The sequence below is a fragment of the Corynebacterium curieae genome, assembly GCF_027570035.1.
Taxonomy (GTDB): Bacteria; Actinomycetota; Actinomycetes; order Mycobacteriales; family Mycobacteriaceae; genus Corynebacterium; species Corynebacterium curieae.
The window spans coordinates 1-16,314 of the sequence record NZ_JAKMUU010000014.1; the positions used below are offsets into that span (position 1 = coordinate 1).

Genomic DNA, 16,314 nt, shown 5'->3' on the forward strand with positions numbered 1-16,314 from the left:
ATTTGCCGTAGGGCAATCCTCCATCGGCGTAGACAACGATTCGGCCTTGTGCTGTCTCTATGACTCGTTTTTCTTCGTCGGTCTTGCGGTATGGAAATAATGCTTGGACGAAGAGTTTGGATGTGTAGCCAATGTCTTGGGCGTTTATAAGTTCTTTTGCTTGATTAACTTCTCGGTCTTGGGCAGTCTTTTGGGCTGCTTGAAGCTGAGCAATTTTTTCTGGTGGCAGTGCCATGGAAGAATCCCTTTTCTGGTGACACTGCTTAACTTCTTGCAAACCGTGTATTTGGTGTATATGAACGAGGACAGAGGGCCACGCCCGTCGCCGGAGTTCGTGGAATGGCTTATGGATCTGCCAGTCAGATGGATTACCGACACGATGGGCGGACTGACTGCAAATCAGCAGAAGACCGCCTTCGGTAACGGGGTCCTGCCACTTCAAGCGCTCGTTGCACTGCGCAGTCTTGCATTACGTATGCAATCACGCTGAGTCGGGCGACCATCAACTGCCGCGCAACGGTCGGCGGAGTTCGGGAACGGTTCGACGGCCGAGCCTCAGATAATGCCTTCGAGGCGTTGCTCGATCTGCGGCTTCGGCATCGCCCCAATGATCTCGCGCACGATTTCACCCTTGTCGAAGACCTTCATCACAGGGATCGAACTGATGTTGTAGCGTGAGGCGATGTCGGGGTTCTCGTCGACATTGAGCTTGGCGATGAGGAGCTTTCCATCCTGCTCAGCTGCAATCTGGTCCAGGACCGGCGCGATCGCACGGCACGGGCCGCACCAGGCTGCCCAGAAGTCCACGAGAACGGGGACCTCGCTCTGGAGCACAACCTCTTCGAAGGCCTGGGTGTCGACGGTGGTGACTTCGCTCATGGGACTGCTTTCCTTCCTATTACACGTCGCGTGCGATAGACCGCGCGCACATCACAACACCCTACCCGGTGGGGGTATTCCCGTGGTGCTAGTTTTAGACCAGTCGCATCGTGGTCAGGCAGGTTTGCGCATCGTCGCCGACGGTCGAAAGTTCGGAGGTGACGGTCTGGCCGTCGTGGGTGATCGAGATCGATGTCTCGATGCCTCGGGGCAGCCAGATCCCGACGAAGCCGTTGTCGAGGGTTCTCAACTCCTCGTCGACGATCGTCTCGCCGGTCGTCGCATCCGTCACCGTTACGGCCACGTCTGCGTTGCGCAGCTCGCCCAGGCATCCGGTCGGGCTGTGGTAGTAGCAATCATGGGTCTGCGACCGATACGGGGCAACGGATACGTAGATCTCGTCACTGGGCAACCGCACCTCTGTCGCGTGCTCGTGCTGATCAGTGAGCGTGACCATCTCCGCAGTGATCGACGTGGTCAAGGTCTCCGTGCGATCGTCCAGCGGGATCGCATCGAGCGTTTCGACCAGCTCCCGCACGTCGAGGCCTTCGAGACCATTCTCGACAAGAATCTCGGCTCCGCTGGCCGAGGTGGCTGAGGGTGAGTCGTTGGCGGCCGCGCATCCGGTGAGCAGGAAAGCGCCGATCACGACGGTGGTTGCAGCGGTTTTCTTCCCGCCGTACTTCGGCAATGACCTGAGGTTTTTCATGGGATTCCTTCTCGTGCCTGCCCGTGGTGCCAATTGGCCATAGTACCCCATAGGGGTAGTGCCTACCTGTGTGATGCGGAAGCGCCCCGCCCGGTACGAGCCCGGGAGGGGGCGCTGCGTTCAGTCGTGCTTGCTGACTTCCGGTTCATGTTCGGCAATGTGCTCGGTCTCGATCTGGAAGGTTGCGTGATGGACGGAGACCTCGAAGTGTCCTGCGACGCAGTCTTTGATCTCTTGGAGCATCTGGGCGGCATGACCGTCGGTGAAGCATTCGTCGTCGACGACGACGTGGGCGGTCAGGGTCGGTAGGCCGGTCGCCACAGTGGAGGCGTGCAGATCATGAACATCCTGGACGTGGTCGAGTTCGAGGATGTGTGAGCGGACTTTGTCGAGGTCGAGGCCCTTAGGAGTGAACTCCATGAGGACGCCGGTGGTCTCGCGCATCAGCTTGAACGCGCGAGGCACGATCAGGGTGGCGATGAACAGTCCGGCGATGGCGTCGGCCTGCATGAACCCGGTCGTGGAGATCACGATCGCCGCGATGATCACTCCGAGTGAGCCGAGGGCGTCGTTGAGGACTTCGAGGAACGCGGCACGCATGTTGAAGTTCGAACCGCGGCTGGAGGCGAGGATGGTGATGGCGATGATGTTCGCGACCAGGCCGATGATGCCGAAGATCAGCAGTTCGCTTGCGGGCACCTCCGGCGGCTCGAACAGTCGCCGGATTCCTTCGATGGCGGCGTACGTGCCCACCACCAGCAGCAGTGCCGACTGTCCGAGGGCTGCGATCACCTCGATACGTCGGAACCCCCAGGTGCGCTTGGAGTTGGCGGGCTTGAGCATCAGCGTCCCGGCGATCAGTGCGACCAGTAGGCCGACGGCATCGGTGATGGCATGGGCGGTGTCGGTTAGCAGTGCGAGGCTGCCGGTGATGACCGAGCCGATGGCCTGGGCGACGACGATCGTCGCGGTGATCGAGAATGCGATCCAGAGTTTCTTGCGGAAATCTCCAGGGTGCCCGGTCTCGCTGGCTGCGGGGCCGTGATTGTGTCCTGCGCCCATGTCTACTTCTTCTCCGTATCTGTCGCGTGGTGGGTATGTGGGAGTCGCAGGTGCGTGCAGAGCAGGGCCTGCGTGCCGGTGGCATCGAGGAGGCATTCGGCAGCGGCGACGAGGGTACGCAGGAGTTCGGGCTGTGTCAGCGAGTACCAGGTGGAGCGCCCTTCCGGGCGCATCGTCGCCAGGCCGCACTCAACGAGAAAGCCGACATGTTTGCTTACCGTGGACTGGGCCAGGCCCATGTGCTCGACCAGATCGCGGACCCGGTGCTCGCCCGAGGCGAGGTGCTGCACGATCGCCAACCTCGTCGGTTCTGCAAATGCCTGGAACAGGTGGGCGTACGCTGCTGTCGCCACCTCGTCGAGGGTTGCCCCCTCTTGTTGATTCATAGTCATATAGCGATTATATCGCTCTATGACGATATTGTCGAGTGTGATCTGTCGCTCGATGCGAAATGAAGCTCAGAGGTTCCGGCGCGCCCGAGGGTGGACTGCCCGCTTCCTGCGACGCGTGCCTTATTGGATTCGGCGGAAAGTGGAGGTGCCTACGGGACTCGAACCCGTGTACAAGGTTTTGCAGACCGCTGCCTATCCTCTCGGCCAAGGCGCCAAGTCGCCGGCAAGATCAGTCGCCCGGCGTGAGGCCGGCAACCAGGTTGAAGGCGCCGGTGAGAATGTTCAGCGACACGACCCCGACGACATCAGAGATCTCACGGTCGCTGTACCCGAACCCCCGAAGCTCGTCGATCTGCTCGTCGGTGATCGACGCAGGCTCACGGTAGACCTGGAGGCCGAGCGCGATCATCGCCGCGACCGGGCCGGTCATCGCCGTACCCTGCTGGGCGAGTGCGATCTCGTTATCGCTGACCCCGAGTGATCGTGCCGCGCTGATGTGCGAGGCCAGGCACATTCCGCATCCTTGCTGCGACTGCACGGCGATCGAAACGAGCTCGCTGACCTTGCGGTCGAGCTTGGCGCGACGCATGGCTTTGCTCAGCTGGAGATAACCGCCGAGCACCGCCGGGGAATGCGCCATCGTCGAGACCATGTCTCCGACCTCGCCGTGCCGCTCGACGAGATCGCCGAGCAAGTCTCGTGAGCTCCCCACTGCGGTCTGAGGGGTCAATCGGGAAAAACGGGGCATAATGCCTCCTTAGTCAGTTTGGTCGCGAGTTCGAGGTTGAACCCGCAGGGATGCGTTCCTGCTGCTGATGCCCGGCATGTACACCGGTCAATAGGTAGAAGTCGCCGGACTCGCGTTGCTGCCGACTCACGATCCCGGCCGCATCCAGGTGCGGTGTGTCATACGTGGCGTGCGCGTGTTCAGCCTCTCTCATAGTCACCAATCCTACCCTTTACCCCTATGGGGTATCAAGTATTATCCGATTGGTTTGAAGGACTCGGAGACGCGTGGCCGGGTGCGGCGGATTGAGGTGAGGCCAGAGACGACGGGTCCGCGCAGGAGTACGTGTCCAGTCGGAAGGGTCAACCGCGTCCAGCGGCCGGCGGTGGAGATCGCGGCCTCTCCTTCGGAGCTGAGGAACCCGAAGACGTAGGCGGCGAACGCGACGCCTTGTGGCAGCGACGCGAGGGCTGTGTCCGGGGTGCCCCAGACCATGCCCCGGATCTTGCGGGCGACATCGTCGCCGGGTTTGTCGGGAAGTGCTTGGGCCACGGCCTCGATGCCGGCACGGACGCTACGCATCAGCGTCAGACTGGACACGTCCGCAATGTATCTCCACCCGTGTTGTGGGGGTTCGACGCTGGTCCAAGCGGGTGCCAGCGAGGTCTCCGGCAGTTCGAGGGACAGGGGGTCGACGGTCGCGGTCAGGGTTTCGACGGTGACGTCGCACTGCAGCTCGGGGTCGGAATGGAGCGTGCGAAGGACGAGGATCGTAGGGGTGCGGTCGAGCGGACCACGGGGCGTTGGTACACCGCACTCATGCGCAGCAGCCCGGCCGCGGCCTGCAAGCGCACGCCGTGGGCGCCGGCTCGCCTGGCCCGTTGAGCGAAAGTGGGCGCATCGCGGGCGGACGGCGTGTCGGTGAGGATCAGGCGTGGAGGGCGTCGTGAGGGCTTCCCGCCGTGTCCTGGAACGCGGCCTCGGGGTCCGGGATTAGGAGCGGACGAGTCGGTTGATGGCGTCGGTGGCTTCCTGTATCTTCTCGACGGCCGCCTCGTCGCTGAGCTTCGCTGCGTCGAGCACACAGTGCTTGAGATGATCGTCGAGTAGACCGGTCGCGACCCCCTGGAGGGCGCGGGTCAGGGCGGATACCTGGGTGAGGATGTCGATGCAGTATTTCTCTTCATCGATCATCTTCGCGATCCCTCGGGCTTGACCCTCAATGCGCTTCATACGGCCGAGGTAGTGCTCCTTGTCGTTGATGTATCCGTGCTGATGAGAATCGGTGTCGACAGACATGGGCATGTCCTTACTTCTGGCGTTCCAGGACGGAACGCGTGCTGGCTTCGGGTGTGAGGTCGATGCGCCGCAGGAGTTGGGCGTTGAGCGCGACGACCACGGTGGAGGCCGACATCAGGATCGCGCCGATCGACATTGGCAGGACGAATCCCACCGGTGCCAGGATGCCGGCCGCAAGCGGCACGGAGATGAGGTTGTATCCGGCGGCCCACCACAGGTTCTGCTTCATCTTACCGTATGCGCGTCGTGAGAGCTGGATGATGGAGAGCACCGACCGGGGGTCGGAGCTGGCCAGGATCACCCCGGCCGAGGCGATGGCGACATCGGTGCCGGCGCCGATCGCGATGCCGACGTCGGCCTGGGCCAGTGCCGGGGCGTCGTTGACGCCGTCGCCGACCATGGCGACCTTCTTGCCCTCGTGCTGCAGTTGGGCGACCTTGGCGGACTTGTCCTCGGGGCGGACGCCGGCGAAGACGCGGTCGATGCCGAGCTCCCGTCCGACCTCGTTCGCCACGGCCTCGGCGTCGCCGGTGATCATGACGACCTCGACGCTCAGGGCGTGGAGGGCGTCGACGGCGTTGCGGGATTCGGGGCGGATCTCGTCGGCGAGCTTGAGGCCGCCGACCACCTGGCCGTCGCGGAGGACGTGCAGGATGATCGCGCCCTCAGAACGCCATTCCTCGGCTGTGCCGACCTCGTGCTGGCCGGTCTCCTCAAGCAGCCGGGGGCCGCCGACGCGGACCTCCTGGCCGGCGACAGTCGCGGTGACTCCGACGGCGGGCGAGGATGAGAAGCCGCTGGCCTGCTGAAGGGCGAGGCCCTTGTCCTTGGCGGCGGCGACGATGGCCTTGGCGAGCGGGTGCTCGCTGTCGGCCTCGGCCGAGGCCGCGAGGGCGAGGACCTGGTCGGCGTCGAGGTCGCCGGTCGGTTCGACGCCGGTGACGGTGGGCTCGCCCTTGGTCAGTGTGCCGGTCTTGTCGAAGAGCACTGCGTCGACCTGCCGCATCGACTCCAGGGCGAGGCGGTCCTTGACCAGCACGCCGCCGCGGGCGGCGCGCTCGGTGGCGATGGAGACCACGAGCGGGATCGCCAGGCCGAGGGCGTGGGGGCAGGCGATGACGAGTACGGTGATGGTACGGACCACGGCCTCGTCGGGCATGCCGATGAGCGTCCAGACGACAGCGGTGACCAGCGCCGCGCCGAGAGCGAACCAGAACAGCCAGGCCGCGGCCTTGTCGGCGATCCGCTGGGCGCGGGAGGAGGAGTTCTGGGCCTCGGTGATGAGCCGGTTGATCCCGGCCAGGGCGGTGTCGTCGCCGGTGGCGGTGATTTTCACCCGCAGGCCGGAGTCGGTGGCGACGGTGCCGGCGGTAGCTGTCTCGCCCTCGCCCCGAGAGACCGGGCGGGACTCGCCGGTGATCATGGACTCGTCCATGTCGGCGCGGCCGTCGACGATGGTGCCGTCGGCCGGAACGCTGCCGCCGGGGCGCACGATCACGACGTCACCCACAACGAGGTCGGCTGGGGCCACCTTAACGACGTTCTCGCCCTCGACGCGCTCGGCCTCGTCGGGCAGCAGTGCAGCCAACGAGTCGAGCGCCGAGGTGGTCTGGGCCAGGGAGCGCATCTCGATCCAGTGGCCCAGCAGCATGATCACGATCAGCAGCGCCAGCTCCCACCAGAACTCCAGCTCGTGATGGACAAGCCCGAGGGTCGCGGCCCAGGAGGCGAAGAAGGCCACCGTGATCGCCAGAGCGATGAGCAGCATCATCCCGGGCTTGCGGGACTTCAACTCGCTGACGGCGCCGGTGAGGAAGGGCCTGCCGCCCCAGACGTACATGACGGTGCCCAGTACCGCGGCGACCCAGCCCGCCCAGCCGGGGACCTCGTAGCCCAGCAGCATGGAGAACATCGGCGAGAGGGTGACCGCGGGGATGGCGATGACGAGGTTGATCCAAAACAGCCGGCGGAACTGGCCAACGTGGTCCCCGTGGCCGCCATGGCCGCTGTGATCTCCGTGGCCGCCATGGCCGCTGTGATCTCCGTGGACACCGTTCTCATCGAGGCCCGTGTGGTCTGAGTGCTGCCCGTGGTTCATGGCGTGGCCCTGGTGTCCAGTGTGCTGGCCCTCGTGCGTGCCGTGCGCCTCCGCCGAGGCGTGTGCGGACACAGACCCGTGGTGATGCTCGCCGTGAGCGGGTGCATCGGTTCCGTGACCGTGGTGCTGGTGTGAGTTCGGGTCCGTCATCGTTCTTCTCCTTCGTCATCGAGCCATGCCGCTCACCCGGTCGCCGGGCAAGCGAACGTCGGCTCAGGGCGCTGGTTGGATCTCGCTCTCGACGACCCACTTGTGGTTCGTCATCTTCATGCCGTCCGTCTCGTAGTCGACCATGTAGACCGTCTCATCGGTGGACGAAGCGATGGTGGCCCTCGCGCCCTCCATGCCCTCCATGTGCTTGGCGAGCAGCGTCACCGCTGTGCCATCGGTCAGGCGCTCGTCGCCGGCATCCTCGATTTCTTCCTGCACGACCCACTTGTGGTCCGTGACGGGGTCGCCGCCACCTGCGTTAGTGTAGTTCACGGAGTACGTGTACGTGTCGAATGCGCCGGAGATCGTCGCTGTCGCACCGTCCATGCCTTCCATGTGGTCGGCCGTGAGCTGTACCTCTGTGCCGACCGGGTATGTGGGGTCACTGGCTTCGGCGATACCCTCGGGTGCCGGTCCGCCGTCCATCGGGTGCTCCATCGAGTGATCCATTTCCTCATCTCCGCTTTCTGCATTGTCGCCGCCGTGGCCCTGCTCCTCAGTAGCCGAAGGGTCGGTCTGCTGGTCTTCGTCTGCTCCGCTGCTGCAACCGGCGAGCACGAGTGTCACTCCGAGCACTCCTGCTGCCAGCCCTGCTCGCAGTCTCCTCTGCATGTCAGCTCCTTTCATCATGACACCTACCCTATACCCCCCAGGGGTACTAGTCAAGGATTGCGCGTTGTACCGGCGTGAATCGATCGAATTGTCCTTCTCAGAGGGACTGCTCATGTTGGATGGGCAATGCGGCGATGAGGGGATGGTCGAAGCCCGCCGGTCCGATCTTCGCGGCTCCACCGGGAGAACCAAATTCGTCGAAGAACTCGACGTTGGCCTTGTAGTAGTCAGACCATTCGTCGGGCAGGTCGTCTTCGTAGTAGATGGCCTCGACGGGACAAACCGGTTCGCAGGCTCCGCAGTCAACGCATTCGTCGGGATGGATGTAGAGCGAGCGTTCGCCCTCGTAGATGCAGTCGACAGGACATTCGTCGATGCAGGCGCGGTCCTTGACGTCCGCGCAGGGAAGCGCGATCGCATAGGTCATGGCTGCTCTTCTTGGTCGGGTGCGGTTCGGCGGCGAGAGTCGGTGGGGAGTTCGGAGAAGTCGTCAGTCTCTGCCGGATCTGCGGCCGGCTAAGGAATGCGCAGGCGTAGGACGGTGGCTGCAAGGCTGAGGGCGATGATGATCGCACCGAGGACTGTCATCGTTCCTGACAGGGTGAGTACCGGCACGAGCAACCCGGCGACGATGGTGGGCACGCCGAATGCCAGGTAGGCGACCGTGTAGATCACAGCCATCACGGCGGCGCGTTCCGACGATGCCGTGTGGGGCATGAGTGTGCGCAGCACCCCGAGGAACGCTGTGCCGAACCCGGAACCGACGATCGCGACCGACACGACGTAGGCCGGGTAGGAACCGAGTGCGAGGGCGACGATGCTCGCTGCGGTGCCGAATGCCAGGGCGCTGGTCGCATACAGGCTGATGGTGCGGGCGGAACGCCGCTGCAGGACGGACGAGGCGGTGATTCCGGAGATCGCCAGTGCGAAGATGACGATGCCCGCGTGGGTGTGCGTGGAGCCCCCGAGCTCACTGCCGACGAGGCCGGCTCCGAGCGCGAGGAAGAGTCCGTTGGTCGCCCACCCGGCGATAATCGCGGGCACACCGGCGGTGAACATGCGGCGCAGGTGCAGTGGCACCATAAACCGCGGGCGGAGGTCGCCACGTCGTATCCGGGTCTTGGGGACCAGTTCCGGTGTGCTCCACACCGTCGCTGCCACGGTGAGGAAGGCGAGCACGAGCGGGCCGAAGACCGCAGCTGTCGGTTCGGGGGTGAGATCGAGGAGCAGCGCAGCACCGAGTGCCCCGGTCCCGAGACCGATCATCGGCCCGATCGTGTTCCACAGGGCTGCGATGTTCGGATGCGACGGCGGCTCGAAGTCGATCATCATCGCCGACAGGGCCGGGATGAGCAGACCCGCTGCGAGTCCTTGCAGAGCGCGGGCGACCAGGAGTGTCGCGAGGCTGTCGGCGAACCAGAACATGGCCAGGCTGAGTGCCAGCGCCAGGGAACCGGCGGTTACGACCGGACGTCGGCCGATGTGATCGGAGAGCGGTCCGAGGTAGAGCAGCGCGGCCAGGAGGGTGAAGGTGTAGACCGCGAATACGAGTGTGGTGGCGACGGGGACGAGTCCGAGCTGTTCTGCGATCTGGGGGTAGAACAACGACGGCGCGCTGGCAGCCGCCATCATGAGAATGGTCGCTGCCATCGCGAGCGCGAAACCCCGCCGCGGGATCTGCCTCGTATAGTCGCCCGCCATCGTCTATGCCTGCAGGCCGTGGAGCTGCTGACCCCACTGGTAGACGGTGCCGACCGCGTCGATGCCGGTGACGCCGACGACGGTGCCGTCGGTCTCGTGGCGCACGATGAACTCCTCGCCGGCTTCCACCTGGGCGTCTGCACCAGCGGTGTACCCGACTCCGGAGATCATCTGACCGTAGACCAGCGCCATGTAGGGGCTGCGCGGCAGGTAGGTGCCCGGATCGTCGCTGATGTCGAGGTCGTGCAGTGCGGCCTGTGCGGCGTGCGTGCCCTGCGCGGCGGCGTCTTCCCAATGGTCGATGCGCCAGACGCCCAGTGCTTCGTCGTGATGCGTAGCTACACCTCCGGCGGCGTAGACGTGGTCTGCTGCGGCACGGAGGCGATCATCGACGTCGATGCCGTTCGTCCACGGCGACGGGGCTGCGGGCGTCGTGCCGAGCGCAACGAGGAGTAAGTCGGCCACGATGCGTTGATCGTCGTCGAGGGTGATGGCAACACCGGATTCTGTTTCGTCGACATGCTGGAGAGTGCGACCGAATCGAGTCTGCACCTTGGCGGCATGGTCAGCGGCGAGGCGCTCAGCCACCGGCGCCCCAAACGCTCCGATGCCGGGAACAGAACTGCGAGAGACCAGCATGACCATGTGTCCGTCGGCTTGCAGCGACGAAGCGGTCTCGGCTGCGATGATTCCGCCGCCATAGATCGTCACTCGCGCCGGCCGTGCCAGGCTGGTCAGCAGATCGCGGATACCCATGGCATCTTCCAAGGAGTGCAGAGCAGTGACCCGGCCTTGTCCGACGTCGTCGCCTTCGAGTACACCCGCGGGCAGAGAGCGGGGCACGCTCCCTGTCGCGACAATGAGCGCGTCGTAGGAGACCTGCGCGCCGGAGGTCAGTTGGACCCGCTTCGCCGTAGTATCGACATCGAGCACGGTGTCGGCGATGACCTCAATCTGAGGTAGCGGGAGCTTGATCATCTCCGGCGGGGTCGGGCCGAACGCGATTCCTTTGATGAGCATTCGCGTGTAAGGCGTCTCCCCGGTGCGGGTCACCATCGTCACCCGGACGTCGTCACGTGTGGCGAGAGTGCGGGCGGCTGCGGCTCCGGCTGCTCCTGAACCGAGGATGAGGACGTGTTGTGTGGTCATAGGGAAACTCCTGGGCTGCAGGTCGTGATCGATTTGGTGTGCGGGCGTCAGGAGCGAACGAGACGGGCGATGGCCTCGGATGCCTCGCCGAGCCTCTGCTCGCTGACTGGTCCACCGGCGAGGGCGGCGTCGAGGACGCAATGCTTGAGGTGATCGTCGAGCAGTCCGAGGGCGACGTTTTCGAGTGCCCTGGTGGCTGCGGAGATCTGGGTGAAGATGTCGATGCAGTAGCGGTCCTCATCGATCATCCGATCGATGCCGCGGATTTGGCCTTCGAGGCGCCGCAGGCGATTGCGGTACGTCGCCTTGTCGCTGATGTATCCGTGGACGGACGGATCGCCGTCGCCTCCCGCCGGGCAGGTGTCGATGTGAGGTTCGGTCATTGAGGTCGGGGTGGTCATGTCGGTTCGCTCCGATCAGGTGCCGGGGTGCCGCAGCGGTGCCGCGGCACCCCGGCACGCTGGTGGATTACGCCATGTTGGCGGCGTATTTGGCGGGGTCCGAATCAAATGCGGGGCCGCAGCCGGCGCAGCAGAAGTAGTAGCGCTCGCCCTTGAAGTCGCGGTAGAGGCCGGCGGCCTCGGCGGTCTTCTTGCTGACCGGGGTGCCGACCATGACCGGGCAGGTGGTCATGTCATCGGCGCCCCCGCCGAGCAGGTTCTCGCGTCCACCGTTCTCGGCGGCGGGGTTAGTCTCGTTCGTGCTACAGCAGTTGCTCATTTTCTGGTGTTCCTTCTGTATCGGATTCGTATGGATGGGTGGGTTCTGTATCGGATTGGTATGGATGGGTGGGTTCTCGTTCGTCACTTCGTGGCGACGCTCTTGAACCCGCGCAGGCGGAGGCTGTTGCCGACGACGAAGACGCTGGAGAACGCCATCGCCGCGCCTGCGAGCATGGGGTTGAGCATGCCCAGCGCTGCGACTGGGATCGCGGCGGTGTTATAGGCGAATGCCCAGAACAGGTTGGTCTTGATCGTCGAAAGTGTCTTCCGAGACAGACGGATCGCGTCGACCGCGGCCCGCAGGTCGCCGCGGACCAGGGTGATGTCGGAGGCCTCGATCGCGACGTCCGTGCCGGTGCCCATCGCCAGGCCCAGATCGGCCTGCGCGAGCGCGGGGGCGTCGTTGACGCCGTCGCCGACCATCGCGACGATCTTGCCCTCGCCCTGGAGACGGGTGACGACGTCGACCTTGTCCTTGGGCAGCACCTCGGCGATGACCTCCTCGATGCCGACCTCGGCGGCGATCTGGCGGGCCACGGCCTCATTGTCACCGGTGAGCAGCACCGGGGTCAGGCCGATCTCCTTGAGCCCGCGGATCGCCTCCGCGCTCGTGGGCTTGACGGTGTCGGCGACGACGAGGATGCCGCGCGCAGCACCGTCCCAGCCGATCGCGACGACCGTCTTGCCTTCACCCTCAGCTTGAGCCTTCGCCCGTGCGACCTCCGGAGAGAGCTTCTGTGACCAGTCGGCCAGCAGCGACTCGCGTCCGACGACGACCGGGGTGCCCTCGACGATGCCCTGCACGCCCTTGCCTTCAACATTGGCGAAGTCCTCGGGCGTGGGCAACTGGCCGACTTCCTGGGTGGCGCCCTTGGCGATCGCCTGCGCGATCGGGTGCTCCGAGGAGTCCTCCAACGCACCCGCGAAGCGCAGCAGCTCGGCACGGTCCACACCGGATTCGGTGATCACATCTGTCAGGGTCATCTTGCCGCTGGTGACGGTACCGGTCTTGTCGAGCACGACGGTATCGACCTTGCGGGTGGACTCCAGCACCTCTGGGCCCTTGATGAGGATGCCCATCTGCGCCCCGCGGCCGGTGCCGACCAGCAGCGCGGTCGGAGTCGCGAGTCCCAGCGCGCAGGGGCAGGCGATAACGAGCACGGCGACCGCTGCGGTGAACGCGGCGGCGACGGGGAATCCGGCTCCCAGCCAGGCGCCGAGGGTGATGAACGCGACGACGATGACGATCGGCACGAACACGCCGGAGATCGTGTCAGCCAGACGCTGCACCTCGGCCTTGCCAGTCTGCGCATCCTCGACGAGCTTCGCCATCTGCGCAAGCTGCGTGTCCGAACCGACACGGGTCGCCCGCACGACAAGGCGGCCGCCCGCGTTGACGGTGGCACCGGTGACCGAGTCGCCCTCGCGGACCTCGACCGGTACGGACTCGCCGGTGAGCATGGAGGCGTCCACCGCGGAGGAGCCGGAGACCACGATGCCGTCGGTGGCGATCTTCTCACCCGGACGAACGATGAACTCGTCGCCGACCTGGAGGTCAGAGGTGGGGATCTTCACCTCAACGCCGTCGCGGAGCACGGCGACTTCCTTCGCGCCGAGCTCCAGGAGGGCGCGCAGCGCGGCCCCGGCCTGGCGTTTGGAGCGCTTCTCGAAGTAGCGGCCGGCGAGGATGAACATCGTCACGCCCGCGCCAACTTCGAGATAGATGTTCGCCGCGCCATCCGAGGGAGCGATCGTGAACTCGAACGGGTGCGTCATCCCGGGTGTGCCAGCGGTTCCGAAGAATAGTGCGTAGACGGACCACAGCAGTGCGACCGAGGTGCCCATCGAGATGAGTGTGTCCATCGTCGCGGTACCGTGCTTGAGGTTCGTCCATGCGGCCTTATGGAACGGCCAGGCTGCCCAGATGATCACCGGGGCGGCAAGCGCGAGTGAGGCCCACTGCCAATATACGAACTGCAGTGCGGGGATCATGGCCATGGCGATCACGGGAACCGTGAGCACAATGGCGCCGACTAGCCGATGGCGCAGCGAGGTGAGCTCAGTGTCTTCCTCCTCCCCGGCCTCGGTCTCCGACGTGTTCGCCGTGGTGCCCTTGGGCTTGGGCAGCGCAGCCGTGTAGCCGGTCTTCTCGACCTCGGCGACCAGCAGGCCCGGATCGTAGCCGGCAGGCACGGTGACCTTGGCCTTCTCGGTGGCGTAGTTGACCGTGGCCGCGACGCCCTCGAGCTTGTTCAGCTTCTTCTCGATCCGGTTCGCACAGGAGGCGCAGGTCATCCCGCCGATCTCCAGCTCGATGTCCGGCCCACCGATGGGGGGCGCTAATGTACTCATCCTCTTCCTTCTCTCTTCATCTCTCGTGCGACGCCAGGCCCTGCGGGTCAGTGGCCGCCGGTATGCGAATCGTCTGTCTGCGAGCCGTCACCATGCTCGGCGTCGATCACGAACTCGGCGGTGTGCACCTGCCCATCGACCTGGAAGTCCAGGTAGAGCAGGTAACGGTCGGCGGTCGGGGCCTCCGCTGCGAATCCGATCTCGGGTCCGGCCGTGTCCCTGGCCTGGGGCTCGTCGCCCTCGGCGTGGACGTGCAAGTAGGCGAGGTCGCCTTCGCGCAGCGCCACCAGGTGGCCAAACGCGCCCAGGTAGGGCTCCAGCGTGGTCACCGGCTGACCGTCGCGCTCGACCGAGATGGTGAGCTCGCTTGAGGTGCCGGCGGTAAGGTCGCCATTCAGGGAGACGGTGTATCCGTCGACCTCGTCGGTGGTCTGTGACTCGGTCTCAACAGGGGCGAAGTCGCCCGCCACCTCGACGGCGCGAGTCAGGGTGATCCCTTCGGCTCCCTCGCCCTCGGGTGTGAAGTCGGCGTACACGCGGTAGGTGCCCGCCTCGTCCCAGGTCCACGGCACCGACCAAGTGCCTGTGCTCGTGTCAAGCTCGGGGTGCACGTGCTGGAAACCAGTACCATCGGTGCGAACGGCGATCAGATGCAGGTCCTTCTCGTGCGCGGTAGTGTACTCGGTCACCGCTTCGCCGGACTCGTCGAGGATCTGGAAACTCAGGTCTCCATCCTCGCCTGCAGCCGTGGGAGCCTGGACTGGGGAAAGTACGAAGCCGTCCGCGCTTGCGGAGACCCCGTTCAGAGTGGGCTCCGCAGTTTCTTGCGCAGCGCCGCCGTGTCCTTCACCGTGTGTGTTCACGTCACTTCCTTCTGCCCATGCTGCTACGAAGCTGTCAGGAATGACGGCGCCGGCAAGGCCGAAGGCCCCGCCGAACGCCACCACCAGCCCGGCCCCGTAGAGCGCAAGCCGTCCTCCGGCCTTCATCAGACACGCACCGCCGAGTAGCCGGCCTCCTCGACCGCCGCGAGGACCTTGGCATCGTCAATCTCGCCCTCGGCGGTGACGTTAAGCTTGCCGGTCTGCGCGCTGACCTGGATGTCCTGGACGCCGGGGATCTCACCGACTTCCTCGCGGACCGACATCTCGCAGTGCCCGCAGGTCATGCCCGTCACCTGGTAATTGTTCGAAGCCATTATGTATCCTCCTTGTGTCTCTGTAGTACCCCTACCGGGTACCTGTACAAGTCAACAGTATACCCCTGGCAGGTATTCCGCAAGAAGGGGGTGGTCGTATGAGCCACATCGCACGCGTGCTGCAGACGATGGCTGGAGCGTCCGACATGCGCCTCGTGGCGAAACGATGCTGCGGGGCGACCCGCTGGACGGTGTCGCTGCGCGTCGGAGAGTAGTGGTCCCGGTCTAATGAGAACCGTGGACTTCCTTGCCACGTCGGCGAAGGCAGTGACGACCGGTACGGGCCGGACACCACCAAACACCGATCAGTCGCTGGTGCTCATGGTACGAAGCCGGCCATGTCAACTGGATTCGCAGGCGTTCGAGATTGGTGAGTGGAACAGACGAATCCCAGCTGGAGTGCTCAGTTACGCCGGAGACAGTTAGCAACCCCTGTGCAGGCATTAGTCAGGAAAAATAACCCCTCACAGGTTGCTGGCACTGACGCTTTTAAAAACAAAGGGTTCGGCGCACTCGTGCAGGCGGCCCGGGAGTCTCAGGAAGTCTTCGAAACCATCACGGCAGATCCAGGCAACCTCAATAAGTTCCTGGAGGTGCTAGCGCACATGATTGTCGCCGCCAAGGACGAGCAGCAGTCAAAGTAATCATCACGATAGGCACCCTGTATTAGTGATTACCGGTAGGGGTGCCCTCATCTAGTAGTTACGTGGCGAGAACGGATGATTACCGTAGGAGTTGCACTCTTAGTACTCTGAAGTGTTCGTATTCGATTGACTCAGAAATCATTAACGAGTTCTAGCCCTGCCTGAGGGGCGAGAGGCAGGGCTAGAACTTATACATAGTGGCCGTTCGGGGGGAAGCAGCCTATAACCATTGTGCGGAGCTTCGACAAAAGTCACAAGGGATTGTTCACTCCAGTGAGCATTGGCAGTGAGGAAGAAAGTACTGGGGTTTATCTATGTGGTTTCTCTTTAAAGGCTCTTTGGTTATCTGTAGTCCTGGAGGCTGTGGTGCTTGGAGTAGTCCTGGTTGCCTCGGTGACAACCAAGCCTTTGATTTGGACGGCAGTACACATGAGTACCGCTAACCCCTATGATCCATAGTCGATGTCTTGTATCTATGCAGGATACTCTGCGGTTTTAGCATTTGTTGCAATATATTTCAAACACTGTTACTGCAGGTAAAACATATCTTTATGTGTGTC

General features: G+C 64.1%; 18 protein-coding genes, 1 tRNA gene and 1 pseudogene. 1 reads left to right on the forward strand and 19 read right to left on the reverse strand.

Annotated elements, in window-relative coordinates:
• From L8V01_RS11555 to L8V01_RS11645, 19 genes and pseudogenes are all read right to left on the reverse strand, one after another.
• Positions 1 to 235: pseudogene (locus tag L8V01_RS11555) on the reverse strand (replication protein RepA); the annotation flags it as partial.
• A gap of 320 nt (positions 236 to 555) precedes the next feature.
• On the reverse strand, positions 556 to 879 hold the full coding sequence (gene trxA / locus L8V01_RS11560) for a thioredoxin (protein WP_099299417.1): 324 nt from the start codon (positions 877 to 879) through the stop codon (positions 556 to 558).
• 94 nt (positions 880 to 973) lie between these two features.
• A complete protein-coding gene (locus L8V01_RS11565) occupies positions 974 to 1,588 on the reverse strand; it encodes a CueP family metal-binding protein (RefSeq protein WP_180965366.1) in 615 nt (204 codons plus the stop codon).
• A gap of 120 nt (positions 1,589 to 1,708) precedes the next feature.
• Complete coding sequence (locus tag L8V01_RS11570; RefSeq protein WP_070478530.1) at positions 1,709 to 2,650, reverse strand: cation diffusion facilitator family transporter; 942 nt, start codon at positions 2,648 to 2,650, stop codon at positions 1,709 to 1,711.
• A 2-nt stretch (positions 2,651 to 2,652) separates the two neighbouring features.
• Positions 2,653 to 3,042 (reverse strand): ArsR/SmtB family transcription factor, encoded by a 390-nt coding sequence (locus L8V01_RS11575; protein ID WP_070478528.1) that lies wholly within the window; start codon positions 3,040 to 3,042, stop codon positions 2,653 to 2,655.
• Positions 3,043 to 3,182: 140 nt separating this feature from the next.
• Positions 3,183 to 3,256: transfer RNA gene (locus L8V01_RS11580), tRNA-Cys, on the reverse strand.
• Positions 3,257 to 3,271: 15 nt separating this feature from the next.
• Positions 3,272 to 3,736, reverse strand: a complete 465-nt coding sequence (locus tag L8V01_RS11585) for a carboxymuconolactone decarboxylase family protein (RefSeq protein ID WP_228073733.1) — start codon at positions 3,734 to 3,736, stop codon at positions 3,272 to 3,274.
• A 288-nt stretch (positions 3,737 to 4,024) separates the two neighbouring features.
• Positions 4,025 to 4,540, reverse strand: a complete 516-nt coding sequence (locus L8V01_RS12010; protein ID WP_473937811.1) for a DUF8185 domain-containing protein — start codon at positions 4,538 to 4,540, stop codon at positions 4,025 to 4,027.
• 222 nt (positions 4,541 to 4,762) lie between these two features.
• Positions 4,763 to 5,074, reverse strand: a complete 312-nt coding sequence (locus tag L8V01_RS11595; protein ID WP_437434982.1) for a metal-sensitive transcriptional regulator — start codon at positions 5,072 to 5,074, stop codon at positions 4,763 to 4,765.
• A 4-nt stretch (positions 5,075 to 5,078) separates the two neighbouring features.
• A complete protein-coding gene (locus L8V01_RS11600) occupies positions 5,079 to 7,166 on the reverse strand; it encodes a heavy metal translocating P-type ATPase (RefSeq protein WP_269947157.1) in 2,088 nt (695 codons plus the stop codon).
• Positions 7,167 to 7,379: 213 nt separating this feature from the next.
• Entirely contained in the window at positions 7,380 to 7,988 is a 609-nt protein-coding gene (locus L8V01_RS11605; protein ID WP_070478521.1) for a YdhK family protein, read from the reverse strand.
• Positions 7,989 to 8,085: 97 nt separating this feature from the next.
• The gene (fdxA, locus tag L8V01_RS11610) at positions 8,086 to 8,415 is read right to left on the reverse strand and encodes a ferredoxin (protein ID WP_070478519.1); all 330 of its coding nucleotides are present in this window, start codon (positions 8,413 to 8,415) and stop codon (positions 8,086 to 8,088) included.
• A gap of 89 nt (positions 8,416 to 8,504) precedes the next feature.
• A complete protein-coding gene (locus tag L8V01_RS11615) occupies positions 8,505 to 9,689 on the reverse strand; it encodes an MFS transporter (protein WP_144690930.1) in 1,185 nt (394 codons plus the stop codon).
• 3 nt (positions 9,690 to 9,692) lie between these two features.
• On the reverse strand, positions 9,693 to 10,838 hold the full coding sequence (locus L8V01_RS11620; RefSeq protein WP_070478515.1) for an FAD-dependent oxidoreductase: 1,146 nt from the start codon (positions 10,836 to 10,838) through the stop codon (positions 9,693 to 9,695).
• 47 nt (positions 10,839 to 10,885) lie between these two features.
• A complete protein-coding gene (locus tag L8V01_RS11625; protein ID WP_083290896.1) occupies positions 10,886 to 11,239 on the reverse strand; it encodes a metal-sensitive transcriptional regulator in 354 nt (117 codons plus the stop codon).
• A 67-nt stretch (positions 11,240 to 11,306) separates the two neighbouring features.
• Positions 11,307 to 11,558: a YHS domain-containing protein gene (locus L8V01_RS11630; protein ID WP_070478513.1), complete on the reverse strand. Its 252-nt coding sequence runs from the start codon at positions 11,556 to 11,558 to the stop codon at positions 11,307 to 11,309.
• An 83-nt stretch (positions 11,559 to 11,641) separates the two neighbouring features.
• On the reverse strand, positions 11,642 to 13,912 hold the full coding sequence (locus L8V01_RS11635) for a heavy metal translocating P-type ATPase (RefSeq protein WP_070478511.1): 2,271 nt from the start codon (positions 13,910 to 13,912) through the stop codon (positions 11,642 to 11,644).
• Positions 13,913 to 13,959: 47 nt separating this feature from the next.
• Positions 13,960 to 14,901 carry a hypothetical protein gene (locus tag L8V01_RS11640; RefSeq protein WP_070478510.1) on the reverse strand — a complete coding sequence of 314 codons (942 nt, stop codon included), beginning with the start codon at positions 14,899 to 14,901 and terminating at the stop codon, positions 13,960 to 13,962.
• Positions 14,901 to 15,110 carry a heavy-metal-associated domain-containing protein gene (locus L8V01_RS11645; RefSeq protein ID WP_070478508.1) on the reverse strand — a complete coding sequence of 70 codons (210 nt, stop codon included), beginning with the start codon at positions 15,108 to 15,110 and terminating at the stop codon, positions 14,901 to 14,903. The genes L8V01_RS11640 and L8V01_RS11645 overlap by 1 nt, the downstream gene beginning before the upstream one ends.
• 515 nt (positions 15,111 to 15,625) lie before the next feature.
• Between L8V01_RS11645 and L8V01_RS11650 the strand changes: the two genes are divergently transcribed.
• The gene (locus L8V01_RS11650) at positions 15,626 to 15,754 is read left to right on the forward strand and encodes a hypothetical protein (RefSeq protein WP_255510501.1); all 129 of its coding nucleotides are present in this window, start codon (positions 15,626 to 15,628) and stop codon (positions 15,752 to 15,754) included.
• The last annotated feature ends 560 nt before the right edge of the window (positions 15,755 to 16,314 follow it).

Excerpts from the sequence above, each read along its gene's own strand:
- trxA (WP_099299417.1), bottom strand. The coding sequence starts at position 879 with ATGAGCGAAGTCACCACCGTCGACACCCAGGCCTTCGAAGAGGTTGTG.
- L8V01_RS11565 (WP_180965366.1), bottom strand. The coding sequence starts at position 1,588 with ATGAAAAACCTCAGGTCATTGCCGAAGTACGGCGGGAAGAAAACCGCT.
- L8V01_RS11570 (WP_070478530.1), bottom strand. The coding sequence starts at position 2,650 with ATGGGCGCAGGACACAATCACGGCCCCGCAGCCAGCGAGACCGGGCAC.
- L8V01_RS11575 (WP_070478528.1), bottom strand. The coding sequence starts at position 3,042 with ATGACTATGAATCAACAAGAGGGGGCAACCCTCGACGAGGTGGCGACA.
- L8V01_RS11595 (WP_437434982.1), bottom strand. The coding sequence starts at position 5,074 with ATGCCCATGTCTGTCGACACCGATTCTCATCAGCACGGATACATCAAC.
- L8V01_RS11600 (WP_269947157.1), bottom strand. The coding sequence starts at position 7,166 with ATGAACCACGGGCAGCACTCAGACCACACGGGCCTCGATGAGAACGGT.
- L8V01_RS11605 (WP_070478521.1), bottom strand. The coding sequence starts at position 7,988 with ATGCAGAGGAGACTGCGAGCAGGGCTGGCAGCAGGAGTGCTCGGAGTG.
- fdxA (WP_070478519.1), bottom strand. The coding sequence starts at position 8,415 with ATGACCTATGCGATCGCGCTTCCCTGCGCGGACGTCAAGGACCGCGCC.
- L8V01_RS11615 (WP_144690930.1), bottom strand. The coding sequence starts at position 9,689 with ATGGCGGGCGACTATACGAGGCAGATCCCGCGGCGGGGTTTCGCGCTC.
- L8V01_RS11620 (WP_070478515.1), bottom strand. The coding sequence starts at position 10,838 with ATGACCACACAACACGTCCTCATCCTCGGTTCAGGAGCAGCCGGAGCC.
- L8V01_RS11625 (WP_083290896.1), bottom strand. The coding sequence starts at position 11,239 with ATGACCACCCCGACCTCAATGACCGAACCTCACATCGACACCTGCCCG.
- L8V01_RS11630 (WP_070478513.1), bottom strand. The coding sequence starts at position 11,558 with ATGAGCAACTGCTGTAGCACGAACGAGACTAACCCCGCCGCCGAGAAC.
- L8V01_RS11635 (WP_070478511.1), bottom strand. The coding sequence starts at position 13,912 with ATGAGTACATTAGCGCCCCCCATCGGTGGGCCGGACATCGAGCTGGAG.
- L8V01_RS11640 (WP_070478510.1), bottom strand. The coding sequence starts at position 14,901 with ATGAAGGCCGGAGGACGGCTTGCGCTCTACGGGGCCGGGCTGGTGGTG.
- L8V01_RS11645 (WP_070478508.1), bottom strand. The coding sequence starts at position 15,110 with ATGGCTTCGAACAATTACCAGGTGACGGGCATGACCTGCGGGCACTGC.